Consider the following 15,742-nt stretch of genomic DNA (forward strand, 5'->3'; position numbering starts at 1 on the left):
GTCTTCCTCACCTACGACGACGCGGGGCGGGACCCCCGCTTCACCGCCATGGTCCGCCAGCTCCGGCTCCCGGTGAGCCTGTTCGTCCCCGACGGCACCCGGCCGGACGTCCTCGCCCGGCTCCGTGCCGCCGGCGCCGCCGTCGAGAACCGTGCCCCCGGCGGCCGGCTCCTGGCCGGAAGGCCGTACACCGCCCAGCGCCTCGCGATCTGTGCCCGCCGGGACCACCTGCGCGCCCGCCTCTTCCGCCCGCCCCGCGGGGTCTACGACCGCACCACCCGGCGCGCGGCGGCCGACTGCGGCATCGCCGCCCTCACCCTCTGGCGCGCCACCCTCACCCCCGCCGGACTGGCCTACTCCCGGGGCCCCCGGCACCTTTGCCCCGGTGACATCGTCCGCGTCGCCCCCGGCGCTCCGACGCCCCTTCTCCTGCGCGGCATCCAGCAGCGGAAACTGACGGTGGGCCGCCTGGAGGACTACCTGTAGAGGTGCGGGAACGGCCGACGCGCCACGACGTCATTGGCACTCCGCTTGACCGAGTGCTAATCACAGTCATAGTCTCGGCTCTGGCACTCCCCACTGGAGAGTGCCAACAACGCGACGGGCAGGTCCGGCACCCGCGACGACGGATCGACCTGGTCGCCACCTCAGACAGTTAACCCCGTGAGATCTCCGAAGGGGGAGGTCGGATCGTGACGACCGCCAGCTCCAAGGTTGCCATCAAGCCGCTCGAGGACCGCATCGTGGTCCAGCCGCTGGACGCCGAGCAGACCACGGCCTCTGGCCTGGTCATCCCGGACACCGCGAAGGAGAAGCCCCAGGAGGGCGCCGTCCTCGCCGTGGGCCCGGGCCGGTTCGAGAACGGCGAGCGCCTTCCGCTCGACGTCAAGGTCGGCGACGTCGTCCTCTACAGCAAGTACGGCGGCACCGAGGTGAAGTACAGCGGCGAGGAGTACCTCGTCCTCTCGGCTCGCGACGTTCTCGCGATCATCGAGAAGTAATCACCCCGAGCAAACCTTTGCTTTGAGCTGCGCCCCTGGCCCCCGCGACCGATAACGAAGCCGGGCGCCCGGGGCGCAGTTCGTCTTTGTACCCACAGATTTCCGAGAGGGCTCCCGCTGTCATGGCGAAGATCCTGAAGTTCGACGAGGACGCCCGTCGCGCCCTTGAGCGCGGCGTCAACAAGCTGGCCGACACGGTCAAGGTGACGATCGGCCCCAAGGGTCGCAACGTCGTCATCGACAAGAAGTTCGGCGCCCCCACCATCACCAACGACGGCGTCACCATCGCCCGCGAGGTGGAGATCGAGGACCCGTACGAGAACCTCGGCGCGCAGCTGGTGAAGGAGGTGGCGACCAAGACCAACGACATCGCGGGTGACGGCACCACCACCGCCACCGTGCTCGCCCAGGCGCTGGTGCGCGAGGGCCTGAAGAACGTCGCCGCCGGTGCCTCCCCGGCCGCCCTGAAGAAGGGCATCGACGCCGCGGTGAAGGCCGTCTCCGACGACCTGCTCGCCACCGCCCGTCCGATCGACGAGAAGTCCGACATCGCCGCCGTGGCCGCGCTGTCCGCCCAGGACCAGCAGGTCGGCGAGCTGATCGCCGAGGCCATGGACAAGGTCGGCAAGGACGGTGTCATCACCGTCGAGGAGTCCAACACCTTCGGTCTGGAGCTGGACTTCACCGAGGGCATGGCCTTCGACAAGGGCTACCTGTCCCCGTACTTCGTGACCGACCAGGAGCGTATGGAGGCCGTCCTCGACGACCCGTACATCCTGATCAACCAGGGCAAGATCTCCGCCATCGCGGACCTGCTGCCGCTGCTGGAGAAGGTCATCCAGGCCGGCTCCTCCAAGCCGCTGCTGATCATCGCCGAGGACATCGAGGGCGAGGCCCTGTCGACCCTGGTGGTCAACAAGATCCGCGGCACCTTCAACGCCGTCGCGGTGAAGGCCCCCGGCTTCGGCGACCGCCGCAAGGCGATGCTCCAGGACATGGCCGTCCTCACCGGCGCCACCGTCATCTCCGAGGAGGTCGGCCTCAAGCTCGACCAGGTCGGCATCGACGTGCTCGGCTCCGCCCGCCGCGTCACCGTCACCAAGGACGACACCACGATCGTCGAGGGTGCCGGCAAGACCGAGGACCTGAACGGCCGCGTCGCGCAGATCAAGGCCGAGATCGAGAACACCGACTCCGACTGGGACCGCGAGAAGCTCCAGGAGCGCCTCGCGAAGCTGGCCGGCGGCGTGTGCGTGATCAAGGTCGGCGCCGCCACCGAGGTGGAGCTGAAGGAGAAGAAGCACCGTCTGGAGGACGCCATCTCCGCGACCCGCGCCGCGGTCGAGGAGGGCATCGTCTCCGGTGGTGGCTCCGCCCTGGTGCACGCCTCCAAGGTCCTCGAGGGCAACCTCGACAAGACCGGCGACGAGGCCACCGGTGTCGCCGTGGTCCGCAACGCGGTCGTCGAGCCGCTGCGCTGGATCGGCGAGAACGCCGGCCAGGAGGGCTACGTCATCGTCTCCAAGGTCAAGGACCTCGACAAGGGTCAGGGCTACAACGCCGCCACCGGCGAGTACGGCGACCTGATCAAGGCCGGCGTCATCGACCCGGTCAAGGTCACCCGCTCCGCCCTGGAGAACGCCGCCTCCATCGCCTCCCTGCTGCTCACGACCGAGACCCTGGTCGTCGAGAAGAAGGAAGAGGAAGAGCCGGCCGCCGCCGCGGGCCACAGCCACGGCCACGCCCACTGACGCGAGACCGGTGAACTCCGGTAAGCGCTAGGTCACTTCGCCCCGTCGCCATGCGGCGGGGCGAAGTGCTGTCCGGGGGCGGGCCGGGGGCGGGCCTCAGCCGGCCGTCCGCGAGCGAGCGCGGTCCCTCAGGGAGGCCGCCCAGCCGCTCACCGACATGGCATCCGTGTCGCACGCGAGGACACGCCAGGCCCCGGGAGTCCAGGCGAAGACCGCGTCCTGCCCGAAGCGGCGGCCCGGTTCGCGCGCCGCGGCATCGTCCAGGCCGGTGACGGCGACGCTCTCCTCGCGGTGCGTACCGCCAAGGTCGCCGCCCCTGATCACGGCCCCGGGGCAAGGGGAGCCGGCCGGAGGGCCCCAACGCTCGGCCTCACTGCTCCAGCTCGTCCAACGCGCCCAGTTGCTGCATCAGGCCCAGCTGGTCGTGCTGCCACCAGAGCTCGGCGATCTTGCCGTCGGAGGTGAGGCGGAAGAAGGTCGTCCCGGTCATGGCGACGCGGCGGCCGGTGGCGGCGATGCCGAGGAAGTCGCCGGTGTGGGTGGCGTGCCAGGTCCAGCGGGCGCAGGCGCGGTCGCCGCCGGCGAGGACGTCCTCGACGGCGAAGGAGGAGTCGAAGGCGGCGTGCCACATGCGGTGCTCGGCGCGGATGTTGTCCAGGCCGATGGTGTCCTGCGGGTTCATCGGGTCGTGACTGTGCGCGTCCTCGTCCAGCAGGTCGTTGAGCGGCGGTGGCTCGCCGGGCGCCGTGAGCGTCGCGAAGAACCGCCGTACGGTGTCCTCGGCCGTCCGCCTGTCCTGTCGTACCGCGTCCAGGTCCGTCATGGCGCCGCCTCCGGCCTCGCTGGTCCCTCCATTTTCCCACCGGACCGCCGACGGCACCCGTCCGCGCGGGCGCGGGCCGCCTACCGCGGCCCGTACTTGCGGCCGGTGCGGGAGGCGACACCGCCCAGCAGGCCGCGCGGGGCGACCTTCACCAGGCCCATCAGCGCCTTGTAGCGGGGGTCCGGGATGGACAGCGTCCTGCCCCGCGCCAGATCGGCGAGGGCCGCCGTGACCAGCTTGTCGGCGTCCAGCCACATCCAGCCCGGGATGTTGTCCGTGCCCATCCCGGCCCGCTGGTGGAACTCGGTGCGCACGAACCCCGGGCACAGGGCCATCAGGCGGACGCCGGTGCCGGCCAGGTCCCGCGCCGCGCCCTGGGTGAACTGCACGACCCACGCCTTGGAGGCGCCATAGGTGCCGCGGGGCACGAAGGCGGCCACCGAGGCGACGTTGACGATGCCGCCCCGGCCCCGCTCGCGCATCGCCCCGGCCGCCGCCGAGGTCAGCCGAAGCACCGCCTCGCAGTGCACCTTGAGCATCGTCAGCTCGTCGGCCATGGAGACCTCGAGATAGCGGCCCTTGTTGCCGAAACCGGCGTTGTTGACCAGCAGGTCGACCGGGTTCCTGCGGTCGCCGAGCCGGTCGGCGACCGTCTCGATGCCCTTGTCCTCGGACAGGTCGGCGGTCAGCACCTCCGCCTCGATGCCGTGCCGGTCGTGCAGCTCGGTGGCCTGTTCGCGCAGCCTCCTGGTGTCGCGCGCCACCAGGACGAGGTCATGCCCGTCAGCCGCCAGCCGCCGCGCGAACGCGGCACCGATCCCCGCGGTCGATCCCGTAATCAGAGCCGTTGTCATGACCCAAGCGTAGTGAGTGCGGGACCGGGGAGCAGCGGCGTCCACCATGCGGTGACGGGCGCTCAGCGGGTCTGTGCGGCGACGTACTTCCGGGCCGCGGCCAGCGACTCCGGGTGCAGGGCGTCGGCCGCCGCGAGCAGCCGCGGCAGCAGTTCCCGCTCCGTGGTGGTGGCGCGGAACTCCATCGCGGCGGTCACTGTGTGCCCGGGCCGGTGGACGATCTCGATCGGGTCGCCCGCGTGGATCTCGCCCGGCTCGATCACCCGGAGGTAGGCACCGGTCGCGCCCGTTCGGGTGAATCTCCTGACCCAGCCGCGTTCGCCCAGATGGCCCTGGAAGGTGCGGCACGGGATGCGGCCCGAGGTGACCTCCAGGACCACCGTCGGACCGATCCGCCAGCGCTCGCCGATCAGCGCCCCGGAGACGTCCAGGCCGCCGGTGGTGATGTTCTCCCCGAAGCAGCCGTTGGCCAGGGGACGGTCCAGCTCGCGCTCCCAGTGGTCCAGGTCCTCGCGCGCGAACGCGTACACCGCCTGGTCGTCACCGCCGTGATGGCGCAGGTCGCACACCGCGTCCCCGGCCAGCCCGCTGCCGCCGGTGCCCTTGGGGCCCGGCGCCGACACCCGCACCGGCCCGGCCACCGGTCGCTTGTCGATGCCGGTGACGCCCTCCGCCTGGTCCGTGTACGGCACCGGGCGGGGCCGCCCGACGTTGACCGAGAGAAGCTCCATGGCCGCACGGTACGGGATCTTTCTCAAAGCGTCGAGCGAATATCGGACGCCGTCCCCAAGCCTGCCTTATGCTTGGAGGGTGATCGAGGCCCGTCATCTCCGTGTCCTGCGCGCCGTCGCCGCCACCGGTTCCTTCTCCGCGGCCGGGCGCGAACTGGGCTGCACCCAGCCCGCCGTCAGCCAGCAGATGAAGGCCCTGGAGGCCTCGGTCGGCACCCCGCTGCTGGTCCGCACCGGCCGCGAGATGCGGCTGACCCAGGCCGGCGAGGCCCTGGTCCGGCACGCCTCGGGCATCCTCGCCGGGCTCACCGCCGCCGAGGAGGAGGTCGCCGCCATCGCGGGGCTGCGGGCCGGCCGGGTCCGCCTGGTCTCCTTCCCGAGCGGCAGCTCCACCCTCGTCCCCACCGCCCTGGCCGCCCTGCGCGCCGCCCACCCCGGCACCCGGGTCTCCCTGGAGGAGGCCGAGCCCCCGCGCTCCGCCGAGCTGCTGCGCGAGGGCGACTGCGACCTCGCCCTGGCCTTCCGCTACGAGGGCGCGGCGGTCGCCGAGGACTGGGACGACCTGGTGGTACGCCCCCTGCTGACCGACCGTCTGGTGGCCCTGGTGCCCGAGCGGCACCGGCTCGCGCGCGCGGAGAGCGTCGCCATCGGGGAACTGGCCGAGGACCCCTGGATCGCGGGCTGCCCGCGCTGCCGGGGCCAGCTGGTGGAGGTCTGCGAAGGGGCCGGGTTCGCGCCGCGCATCGACTTCGCCACGGACGACTACCCGGCGGTGGCCGGCCTGGTGGGCGCGGGACTGGGCGTGGCCGTGCTGCCGCAGCTGGCGGTGGAGTCGGTACGGCCGAGGGGGGTGCGCGCGGTACGGCTGGAGCCGGCGGTGCGCCGGGAGATCGTCGCGCTCACCCTGCCCGACCTGGCGCAGGTGCCGGCGGTGGCGGCGACGCTGGAACAGCTGGGCCGCGCGGCCGGGCGCGCGGGGTAGCCACGGCGAGGCCCGCGAGGGTCACAGAGGCGCGGGCACGCGCTGGGCGTGCCCGGCGTGGAGGGGGACTATCGGCGCACCCGACGGGCCGCAGGTGCGATGCAGAAACGTTCCTTCATTGACTTTGGGCGGTGTCGCCGCTGGTGGTGGAGGCCGCCACCAGGCGGTTGCGTGCCCGCCCCATCAGCTCCTCGCGCTCGTCCTCGGTCAGGCCGCCCCAGACGCCGTACGGCTCGCGCACGGCAAGCGCGTGCGCCGCGCACTCCGCACGGACCGGGCACCTCATGCAGACCTCCTTGGCCGAGTTCTCGCGAGCGCTCCGAGCCGCCCCGCGCTCGCCCTCCGGGTGGAAGAAGAGCGAGCTGTCCACCCCGCGGCAAGCAGCCAGCAGCTGCCAGTCCCACAGGTCCGCGTTCGGTCCGGGAAGGCGGGAGAAATCTGCCATTACGTGACCCCTTGTAGCCGTTCTGGGCGGATACGGTGGCAACGACCGTACATCTCCGGTCTAAGGAGATGTAAATATGACTCATTGCGAATCTAGCCCCGAACACTACGAAACGGGAAGAAAAGCAGCTGAATGGGTCATAGGTTGTGATGAAAAGTTGAGGGTCCGTTGGGCATGTCTGCACCGTGTCGGTGCCCTCACGTAGAGTGCCGATGACGGTATGCAGCCCCGTAACTCTTTCGAGTGACCGTCGTTGAGAGTGCGGAGGCGGTTGAAAAAACAAGGGCTCGGGCAGGCGTCCGAGACGGTCGACCGCACAGGTGACGATTCCGTACCAGCCTGGAGGCTCAAGGTGACGCGCATCAGCTGCGGAGGGCGGTCATGACATCCGTCCTCGTCTGCGACGACTCCCCGCTTGCCCGAGAAGCGCTCCGCCGCGCGGTCGCGACCGTGCCCGGTGTCGAGCGGGTGACGACGGCGGCCAACGGCGAGGAAGTCCTCCGCCGCTGGGGCGCCGACCGCTCCGATCTCATCCTCATGGACGTCCGCATGCCCGGCCTGGGCGGCGTGGAGACCGTGCGCCGGCTGCTGTCCGCCGACCCGGGCGCCCGCATCATCATGCTCACCGTCGCCGAGGACCTCGACGGTGTGGCCCTCGCGGTCGCCGCCGGCGCCCGGGGCTACCTGCACAAGGACGCCTCGCGCGCCGAACTGCGGGCCACGGTGACCCAGGCCCTGGCCGACCCCACCTGGCGGCTGGCCCCGCGCCGGCTCCGCTCGGCCGAGATGGGCGCCGCGCCCACGCTCACCGCGCGGGAGATCCAGGTCCTGGAGGGCATGAGCCACGGCCGCTCCAACGCCGAGATCGGCCGCGAGCTGTTCCTCTCCGAGGACACCGTGAAGACCCACGCCCGGCGCCTGTTCAAGAAGCTCGGCGCCTCGGACCGCGCCCACGCGGTGGCCCTCGGCTTCCGCTGGGGCCTGGTCAGGTAGGACGACCCGGCGGGCCCCGCGCGGTACCCCGCGCGGGGCCGGGCATCGCCCTCGGCGGACGCCCGCGTGTCTCCCGTGCCCGGATGACCGGCCGTGGGAGCGGATCGGCGACCCGCGCCGTCCGGGTGCCCGACGGGCGCACGCGCCCCCGCTGCCGCGGGGGCGGAACCGTCCGCGTCGTGGCGCATCGGCCGGAGCTTCCCGCGCCCCGGGCCCGCGCCGGGCCCGTGCGCGGCGCCGCCTCGCCGGTGGGGCGGTGCCGGTGCCCTCGTCGGATTCCGCGCCCCGGTGCCCGGGGCGGGTCGGCCGCGTCGGCGTCGGCGCCGGTACCGGGAACCCGCCGGCAGTCCCGCGCCGCACGGTGCCGGGACCCGTTCGGCTGCCCGCGCCGCTGCCGGTGTCGCGACCCGCCGGCCCCCGCCCGCCGGTCTCGGCGTCGGCCGAGGTCATCGCCCGCGATGGGGCCTCGGCGGGTACCGCGTACGCTCCGCCGGGAGAGGTGTTCGAGGGGTGCCGTGCAGCGGCGATCGAGTCGGCCCACCGGACGGGCGCTGCTCGTTTCGGCGCGGATGCCGCATCCTTGAGGTGTGGAGTCTCTCGGGGACGAGTCGGTCGAGCGGAAGGGGAGGGCGCAGGGGATGAGTGCCGGCGCACCTGCTCATAACGCTTCGGTGCACAACCATCAGCACGATGCGACGGACCGGACGGCCACAAGGCACCATGGACCGATGCGCGACGACGATGCGGGCACGGCCCAGGGGTCGATCGGTGCGCTCGTGCTTCGTGCCGTCGACGGGGACGAGCAGGCCACCCACGATCTGCTCGCGCACGTCCACCCGCTGGCGCTGCGCTACTGCCGCACCCGGCTGTCCCGGCTGCCCGGCGACGCGCGCCACTTCGTGGAGGACCTCGCCCAGGAGGTCTGTGTGGCGGTGCTGCTCGCACTGCCCCGCTACCGCGACACCGGGCGCCCCTTCGAGGCGTTCGTCTTCGCCATCGCCTCCCACAAGGTCGCCGACCTCCAGCGCGCCGCCATGCGGCACCCGGGTTCGACGGCGGTGCCCTCCGACGAGATGCCGGAGCGGCCCGACGACTCGCTCGGCCCGGAGGAGCGCGCCCTGCTCAGCAGCGATGCCGAGTGGGCCAAGAAACTGCTCGCCAACCTGCCCGAGAACCAGCGCGAACTGCTGCTGCTGCGCATCGCGGTGGGCCTCACGGCGGAGGAGACGGGGCAGATGTTGGGAATGTCACCCGGAGCGGTCCGGGTCGCCCAGCACCGGGCCCTCAGCCGGCTGAGAGCGCTGGCCGAGCAGTAGCGGGAACCTCTCGGGAACACCGTATGAACATACGAAGCCGAAGGTGATCTTCCGCCGTGGAATTTGCTGGCCGTGCTTCCCGTTAGCATGGACATCCGCACCGATCAAGGCCATTTGGGGAAGGTGTCATGACTGCCAACGTCGACGGAGTGCCCGGTAAATTCGCGACACTCGGGCTGACCTACGACGACGTGCTGCTGCTGCCGGGCGCCTCCGAGGTGCTCCCCAACGCGGTCGACACCTCGTCCCACATCTCGCGCAACGTCCGGGTCAACATCCCGCTGCTGTCGGCGGCGATGGACAAGGTGACCGAGTCGCGCATGGCGATCGCCATGGCCCGTCTCGGCGGCGTCGGCGTGCTGCACCGCAACCTGTCCGTCGAGGACCAGGTGAACCAGGTCGACCTGGTGAAGCGGTCCGAGTCCGGCATGGTCACCGACCCGATCACCGTGCACCCCGAGGCCACGCTCGCCGAGGCCGACGCCCTGTGCGCCAAGTTCCGCATCAGCGGTGTCCCGGTCACCGACCCGGCCGGTCGGCTGCTGGGCATCGTCACCAACCGCGACATGGCCTTCGAGAGCGACCGCACCCGCCAGGTGCACGAGGTCATGACCCCGATGCCGCTGGTCACGGGCAAGGTCGGCATCTCCGGCCCCGAGGCCATGCAGCTGCTGCGCAAGCACAAGATCGAGAAGCTGCCGCTGGTCGACGACGCGGGCGTCCTCAAGGGCCTGATCACCGTCAAGGACTTCGTCAAGGCCGAGCAGTACCCGAACGCCGCCAAGGACGCCGAGGGCCGTCTGCTCGTCGGCGCCGCCGTGGGCGCGAGCCCCGAGGCGCTGGAGCGCGCCCAGGCGCTCGCCGAGGCCGGCGCGGACTTCCTGGTCGTCGACACCTCGCACGGCCACAACAGCAACGCCCTCAGCTGGATGGCGAAGATCAAGTCCAGCGTGAACGTGGACGTGATCGGCGGCAACGTCGCCACCCGCGACGGCGCCCAGGCGCTCATCGACGCCGGTGTCGACGGCATCAAGGTGGGCGTCGGCCCGGGCTCGATCTGCACCACGCGCGTGGTCGCCGGCATCGGCGTCCCGCAGGTCACGGCCATCTACGAGGCGTCCCTCGCCGCCCGTCCGGCGGGCATCCCGCTGATCGGCGACGGCGGCCTGCAGTACTCGGGCGACATCGGCAAGGCCCTCGCCGCCGGTGCCGACACGGTGATGCTGGGCAGCCTCCTCGCGGGCTGCGAGGAGTCGCCGGGCGAGCTGCTGTTCATCAACGGCAAGCAGTTCAAGTCGTACCGCGGCATGGGCTCGCTGGGTGCCATGCAGTCCCGCGGCCAGGGCAGGTCCTACTCGAAGGACCGCTACTTCCAGGCCGAGGTGGCGTCCGACGACAAGCTCGTGCCCGAGGGCGTCGAGGGCCAGGTGCCCTACCGCGGCCCGCTGTCCAACGTGCTGCACCAGCTCGTCGGCGGACTGCGCCAGACCATGGGCTACGTGGGCGCCGCCACCATCGCGGAGATGGAGTCCAAGGGCCGCTTCGTCCGGATCACCTCGGCGGGCCTCAAGGAGAGCCACCCGCACGACATCCAGATGACGGTCGAGGCGCCGAACTACAGCGCCAAGTAACCGCCGGGCCGTACCGAAGGCGGCCCCGGGACATCCGGGGCCGCCTTTGTCGTACCCGTCGGCGATACTGGAAGGCGCTGAAACGCATCAGGGAAAGGCCACAGACGTGACTGAGATCGAGATCGGGCGCGGCAAGCGCGGCCGCCGGGCGTACGCCTTCGACGACATCGCCGTCGTCCCCAGCCGCCGTACGCGGGACCCGAAGGAGGTCTCGATCGCCTGGCAGATCGACGCCTACCGCTTCGAGCTGCCCTTCCTGGCCGCCCCCATGGACTCCGTGGTCTCCCCGGCCACCGCGATCCGCATCGGCGAGCTGGGCGGCCTCGGCGTCCTCAACCTCGAGGGCCTGTGGACCCGGTACGAGGACCCGCAGCCGCTGCTGGACGAGATCGCCGGGCTGCCGGCCGAGCGCGCCACCCGCCGCCTCCAGGAGATCTACGCGGCGCCCATCAAGGAAGAGCTGATCGGCGCCCGCATCAAGGAGGTGCGCGACTCCGGCGTGGTCACGGCGGCCGCGCTCTCCCCGCAGCGCACCGCCCAGTTCTCCAAGGCGGTCGTGGACGCGGGCGTGGACATCTTCGTCATCCGCGGCACCACGGTCTCCGCGGAGCACGTGTCGTCCTCGCACGAGCCGCTGAACCTGAAGCAGTTCATCTACGAGCTGGACGTCCCGGTGATCGTCGGCGGCTGTGCCACCTACACCGCCGCGCTGCACCTGATGCGCACCGGCGCGGCCGGTGTGCTGGTCGGCTTCGGCGGCGGCGCCGCGCACACCACCCGCAACGTGCTGGGCATCCAGGTCCCGATGGCCACGGCCGTCGCGGACGTGGCCGCGGCCCGCCGCGACTACATGGACGAGTCCGGCGGCCGGTACGTGCACGTCATCGCGGACGGCGGTGTCGGCTGGTCCGGCGACCTGCCCAAGGCGATCGCCTGCGGCGCCGACGCGGTGATGATGGGCTCCCCGCTGGCCCGCGCCACGGACGCGCCCGGCAAGGGCCACCACTGGGGCATGGAGGCGGTCAACGAGGAGCTGCCCCGCGGCAAGAAGGTCGACCTCGGCACCGTCGGCACCATCGAGGAGGTCCTCACCGGCCCGTCCCACACCCCGGACGGCTCGATGAACCTCTTCGGCGCGCTGCGCCGTGCCATGGCCACCACCGGCTACAGCGAGCTCAAGGAGTTCCAGCGGGTCGAGGTGACGGTCGCGGACAGCCAGCACAAGCGCTGACCCGGCGCCGCGACGGCTTCGTACGACGGCAGGGGCCCGGCCACCGCGTCGGTGGCCGGGCCCCTGCCGTCGCGTCCTTACAGCGCGGCCTTCTTGGCGGCCGAGAACGAGGCGAAGCCGGCGATGGCGAAGAAGACGAAGGTGAGCAGGTCGGCGTCCTGCTTCCAGGCCCTCTGGACCACGTCGAAGTGGTCGAAGAAGACCTGGGAGAAGCCCAGGCCGGTCTCCTTGGCGCCGATCATGGCCTCGCCCACCAGCTGGCCGAAGTAGACCGCGACCAGCGCCAGCACCACGGAGGCGACCGGCAGGACGGGGTTGCGGCCGCCCGCCTTGCCCGCGGCGAGGCCGACGACGAAGCCGACGCCCACGGCCGCGTAGCCGATCTCGTGCTTGGTGGCGCCGATGATGACGCCGTAGAGCGCGGCGGCGACCACGGCGGCGACGACCGCGCAGACGAGGCCGAGGGCCAGGTTGTCGCGGACCGGCGCGGGCGCGGCGGGGGCCGCCGGGCCGGCGGGCGGCGCCATCGGCGCGGCGCCCGGGACGCCGGGCTGCGGCGGGTACGGGGCGCCGGCCGGGGCCTGCTGCGCGTACGGGTTGGCGTCCACCGGGCCGGGCTGCGGCGGCGGCGGTGGTGCTGACTGGCTCATGACAGAAATCCCCCCGTGCTGTGGCACAACTGGATGAAGTGAGGTGACGACAGGCTCGCACCCGTGTGCGGCAAGTCCGGGGGAGATTAACAGGCAGGACTGACAACGCCGGGGTTGTTTTCCTGTCGTGACCCGGCCTCAGAGCCGGTGCGCGGCTCCCGTGGGGGTGGCTCCCCGGGTGTCCAGCAGAAGTTGAGCCTTCACGGACAGGCCCTGGAGGTCGTAGGTGCGGTGCTGCTGGAGCAGGATCGTCAGATCGGCGCCGGCGGCGGCCTCGTAGAGCGAGTCGACGCGCGGGACCGGGCGGTCCAGGACGCTCCAGGCGGGCACGTAGGGGTCGTGGTAGCTCACGGACGCGCCCAGTTCCATCAGGCGCACGGCGATCTCGCGCGCGGGGGCGCCCTGCTGGTCGGCGAGGTCCGCCTTGTAGGTCACGCCGAGCAGCAGCACCCGGGCGCCCCGGGCGGACTTGCCGTGCTCGTTGAGCAGGGTCGCGGCGCGCTGGACGACGTAGCCGGGCATCCGGTTGTTGACCTGCTGGGCCAGTTCCACCATGCGCAGGGCGCGGCTCGCGTGCCCGGTCAGGTCCTGCGGGACGGCGTGTCCGCCGACGCCGGGCCCCGGCCGGAACGCCTGGAAGCCGAACGGCTTGGTCTCCGCGCAGCGGATGACGTCCCACAGATCGACGCCGAGTTCGTGGCAGAGCACGGCCATCTCGTTGACCAGCGCGATGTTGACGTGCCGGAAGTTGGTCTCCAGCAGCTGCACCGCCTCGGCCTCGCGCAGCCCGCGCGCGCGGACCACCTTGTCGGTGAGCCGGCCGTAGAAGGCGGCGGCCGACTCGGTGCAGGCGGGGGTGAGGCCGCCGATGACCTTGGGGGTGCCGGCGGGGGTGTGCGCGCGGTTGCCGGGGTCGACCCGGCTGGGGGAGTAGGCGAGGTGGAAGTCGCGGCCCGCGCGCAGCCCGGAGCCCTCTTCGAGCAGCGGGCGCAGGAACTCCTCGGTGGTCCCCGGCGGCACGGGGGACTCCAGGATGACCGTGGTGTGCGGGCGCAGCCGCCCGGCCAGGGCGCGGGCGGCGGCCTCGACCTGGCCGAGGTCCGGGCCGCCGTCGGCGCCGCGCGGGGTCGGCGCGCAGATCACCGCGGTGCGCACCCGGCCGAGCTGGGAGGGGTCGGTGGCGCGCCGGAACCCGGACGCGTGCATCCGGCGCAGCTCGGCGGGGCTCAGCGGTCCCGCCTCGGGACCGGTGGCATAGCCGAGGGTGGGGATGCCGGCGGCCACCGCGGCCTGGGCCAGCGGCAAACCGTAGGGGCCGAGTCCGATGACGGCGAGGTCTGCGGGCATGGCGTGGGCCGTCCTTCCCAGTAACCGAAGCGGAACGGATGCGCAACCGCTGTGGACAAGATGAGCGAGCGCACTGTCACACTAGGAGTAAATATGACCGTTATGTGGGATTCTGTTCGTGTGTCTTCCCGGGGTTGCGCGCCAGTTGTCCACAGGTCGCGAGCGCGTGGTGGCTGAAGTCGGGCAAGCCGGTCAGAATTTGGGCAGGAGGTGGGGGTGATCCGGGCTTCGCCCACCGGGTGCGGCCGACGCGAGCGAGGCAAGCGGGAGGCAGCGGTGAGGACAGGGACTCTGGGACCGGCGCAGCGCGCCGAGGCACTGGCGGCCATGGCCGAGCGCGAGCTGGACGTACTGGTGATCGGCGGTGGCGTGGTCGGCGCGGGCACCGCGCTGGACGCCGTCACCCGCGGTCTGTCCACGGGCCTGGTCGAGGCGCGGGACTGGGCCTCCGGCACCTCCAGCCGGTCCAGCAAGCTCATCCACGGCGGCCTGCGCTATCTGGAGATGCTCGACTTCGCGCTGGTCCGCGAGGCGCTGAAGGAGCGCGGCCTGCTCCTGGAGCGGCTCGCCCCGCACCTGGTCAAACCGGTGCCGTTCCTCTACCCGTTGCAGCACCGCGGCTGGGAGCGGCTGTACGCGGGCTCCGGCGTCGCGCTCTACGACGCGATGTCCATGGCCCGCGGGCACGGCCGGGGACTGCCCGTGCACCGCCATCTGAGCCGCCGTCACGCCCTGCGGGTCGCGCCCTGCCTGCGCAAGGACGCCCTCGTCGGCGCCCTCCAGTACTACGACGCCCAGGTGGACGACGCCCGCTTCGTGGCCACTCTGGTGCGCACCGCGGCGTCGTACGGCGCGAAGGTGGCCAACCGGGCGCGCGTCACCGGGTTCCTACGCGAGGGCGACCGGGTCGTCGGCGCCCGGGTGCGGGACGTGGAGGGCGGCGGGGAGTACGAGGTCCGCGCCCGGCAGATCGTCAACGCCACCGGTGTGTGGACCGACGACACCCAGGGCATGGTGGGCGAGCGCGGCCAGTTCCACGTGCGGGCCTCCAAGGGCATCCACCTGGTCGTGCCCAAGGACCGCATCCACTCCACCACCGGCCTGATCCTGCGCACCGAGAAGTCCGTGCTCTTCGTCATCCCCTGGGGCCGGCACTGGATCATCGGCACCACCGACACCGACTGGGACCTGGACAAGGCCCACCCGGCCGCCTCCAGCGCCGACATCGACTACCTGCTGGAACACGTCAACTCGGTGCTTGGCGTGCCCCTCGGCCGGGACGACGTGCAGGGGGTGTACGCGGGCCTGCGCCCGCTGCTGGCCGGCGAGTCCGACGCCACCAGCAAGCTGTCCCGCGAACACACCGTGGCCCATCCGGCGCCGGGTCTGGTGGTCGTGGCGGGCGGCAAGTACACCACCTACCGGGTGATGGCCAAGGACGCCGTCGACGAGGCGGTGCACGGCCTGGACCAGCGGGTCGCCGACTGCGTGACGGAGGAGACCCCGCTGCTGGGCGCCGAGGGGTACCAGGCGCTGTGGAACGCGCGGGCCCGCACGGCCGCCCGCACCGGACTGCACGTGGTCCGGGTGGAACACCTGCTGAACCGGTACGGCTCGATGGCCGAGGAGATCCTCGACCTCATAGCCGCGGACCCCGCCCTCGGCGCACCGCTGCGCGCCGCCGACGACTACCTGCGCGCCGAGGTGGTGTACGCCGCCTCCCACGAGGGCGCCCGGCACCTGGACGACGTCCTCACCCGGCGCACCCGCATCTCCATCGAGACCTTCGACCGGGGCACCCGCAGCGCCCGCGAGGCGGCCGAGCTGATGGCGCCGGTCCTGGGCTGGGGCGAGGAGCAGATCGCCCGCGAGGTCGAGCACTACGAGAAGCGGGTGGAGGCCGAGCGGGAGTCCCAGCTCCAGCCCGACGACCTGACGGCGGACGCGGCACGGCTCGGGGCGCCGGACATCGCGCCGCTCACCTGAG

The 15,742-nt window shown here is 72.1% G+C and carries 16 protein-coding genes; 9 read left to right on the plus strand and 7 right to left on the minus strand.

The window, feature by feature from the left end; translation table 11 throughout:
• The 3 genes from FRZ03_RS03230 to groL form a co-directional block, all read left to right on the plus strand.
• The coding region (locus tag FRZ03_RS03230; RefSeq protein ID WP_398659597.1) for a polysaccharide deacetylase family protein at positions 1-486 on the plus strand (486 nt) is incomplete at its 5' end.
• Between the two features lie 206 nt (positions 487-692).
• On the plus strand, positions 693-1,001 hold the full coding sequence (gene groES, locus FRZ03_RS03235; protein WP_070026284.1) for a co-chaperone GroES: 309 nt from the start codon (positions 693-695) through the stop codon (positions 999-1,001).
• A 122-nt stretch (positions 1,002-1,123) separates the two neighbouring features.
• Positions 1,124-2,752 (plus strand): chaperonin GroEL, encoded by a 1,629-nt coding sequence (groL, locus tag FRZ03_RS03240; protein WP_146463616.1) that lies wholly within the window; start codon positions 1,124-1,126, stop codon positions 2,750-2,752.
• A gap of 96 nt (positions 2,753-2,848) precedes the next feature.
• Here the strand turns inward: groL and FRZ03_RS41110 are convergent, their stop codons facing one another.
• From FRZ03_RS41110 to FRZ03_RS03255, 4 genes are all read right to left on the minus strand, one after another.
• On the minus strand, positions 2,849-3,076 hold the full coding sequence (locus FRZ03_RS41110; protein WP_222443332.1) for a DUF3293 domain-containing protein: 228 nt from the start codon (positions 3,074-3,076) through the stop codon (positions 2,849-2,851).
• Between the two features lie 46 nt (positions 3,077-3,122).
• Positions 3,123-3,575 carry an ester cyclase gene (locus tag FRZ03_RS03245; RefSeq protein WP_315902617.1) on the minus strand — a complete coding sequence of 151 codons (453 nt, stop codon included), beginning with the start codon at positions 3,573-3,575 and terminating at the stop codon, positions 3,123-3,125.
• A gap of 80 nt (positions 3,576-3,655) precedes the next feature.
• Positions 3,656-4,429, minus strand: a complete 774-nt coding sequence (locus FRZ03_RS03250) for an SDR family NAD(P)-dependent oxidoreductase (RefSeq protein WP_146463617.1) — start codon at positions 4,427-4,429, stop codon at positions 3,656-3,658.
• A 62-nt stretch (positions 4,430-4,491) separates the two neighbouring features.
• Positions 4,492-5,160: an MOSC domain-containing protein gene (locus FRZ03_RS03255; protein WP_146463618.1), complete on the minus strand. Its 669-nt coding sequence runs from the start codon at positions 5,158-5,160 to the stop codon at positions 4,492-4,494.
• A 79-nt stretch (positions 5,161-5,239) separates the two neighbouring features.
• Between FRZ03_RS03255 and FRZ03_RS03260 the strand changes: the two genes are divergently transcribed.
• Entirely contained in the window at positions 5,240-6,142 is a 903-nt protein-coding gene (locus FRZ03_RS03260) for a LysR family transcriptional regulator (protein ID WP_146463619.1), read from the plus strand.
• Positions 6,143-6,257: 115 nt separating this feature from the next.
• Here the strand turns inward: FRZ03_RS03260 and FRZ03_RS03265 are convergent, their stop codons facing one another.
• Positions 6,258-6,587, minus strand: coding sequence for a WhiB family transcriptional regulator (locus FRZ03_RS03265; protein WP_146463620.1), 330 nt, complete (start codon positions 6,585-6,587; stop codon positions 6,258-6,260).
• 381 nt (positions 6,588-6,968) lie between these two features.
• Between FRZ03_RS03265 and FRZ03_RS03270 the strand changes: the two genes are divergently transcribed.
• The 4 genes from FRZ03_RS03270 to FRZ03_RS03285 all read left to right on the plus strand — a co-directional run bounded on the left by FRZ03_RS03270 (position 6,969) and on the right by FRZ03_RS03285 (position 11,758).
• On the plus strand, positions 6,969-7,580 hold the full coding sequence (locus FRZ03_RS03270) for a response regulator transcription factor (RefSeq protein ID WP_003948568.1): 612 nt from the start codon (positions 6,969-6,971) through the stop codon (positions 7,578-7,580).
• A gap of 728 nt (positions 7,581-8,308) precedes the next feature.
• Positions 8,309-8,896 carry a sigma-70 family RNA polymerase sigma factor gene (locus tag FRZ03_RS03275; RefSeq protein ID WP_146463621.1) on the plus strand — a complete coding sequence of 196 codons (588 nt, stop codon included), beginning with the start codon at positions 8,309-8,311 and terminating at the stop codon, positions 8,894-8,896.
• Between the two features lie 128 nt (positions 8,897-9,024).
• The gene (guaB, locus tag FRZ03_RS03280) at positions 9,025-10,527 is read left to right on the plus strand and encodes an IMP dehydrogenase (protein ID WP_146463622.1); all 1,503 of its coding nucleotides are present in this window, start codon (positions 9,025-9,027) and stop codon (positions 10,525-10,527) included.
• A gap of 106 nt (positions 10,528-10,633) precedes the next feature.
• Positions 10,634-11,758 (plus strand): GuaB3 family IMP dehydrogenase-related protein, encoded by a 1,125-nt coding sequence (locus FRZ03_RS03285; protein WP_146463623.1) that lies wholly within the window; start codon positions 10,634-10,636, stop codon positions 11,756-11,758.
• 77 nt (positions 11,759-11,835) lie between these two features.
• Here the strand turns inward: FRZ03_RS03285 and FRZ03_RS03290 are convergent, their stop codons facing one another.
• Both FRZ03_RS03290 and FRZ03_RS03295 read right to left on the minus strand, forming a co-directional pair.
• Positions 11,836-12,408, minus strand: coding sequence for a hypothetical protein (locus tag FRZ03_RS03290; protein WP_146463624.1), 573 nt, complete (start codon positions 12,406-12,408; stop codon positions 11,836-11,838).
• Positions 12,409-12,546: 138 nt separating this feature from the next.
• Positions 12,547-13,755 carry a nucleotide sugar dehydrogenase gene (locus FRZ03_RS03295; RefSeq protein ID WP_146463625.1) on the minus strand — a complete coding sequence of 403 codons (1,209 nt, stop codon included), beginning with the start codon at positions 13,753-13,755 and terminating at the stop codon, positions 12,547-12,549.
• 276 nt (positions 13,756-14,031) lie between these two features.
• On the opposite strand from FRZ03_RS03295, the gene FRZ03_RS03300 reads away from it, so the two are divergent.
• A complete protein-coding gene (locus tag FRZ03_RS03300) occupies positions 14,032-15,741 on the plus strand; it encodes a glycerol-3-phosphate dehydrogenase/oxidase (protein ID WP_146463626.1) in 1,710 nt (569 codons plus the stop codon).
• Position 15,742: the final 1 nt, after the last annotated feature.

It is taken from the genome of Streptomyces misionensis, from assembly GCF_007896895.1.
GTDB lineage: Bacteria > Actinomycetota > Actinomycetes > Streptomycetales > Streptomycetaceae > Streptomyces > Streptomyces misionensis_A.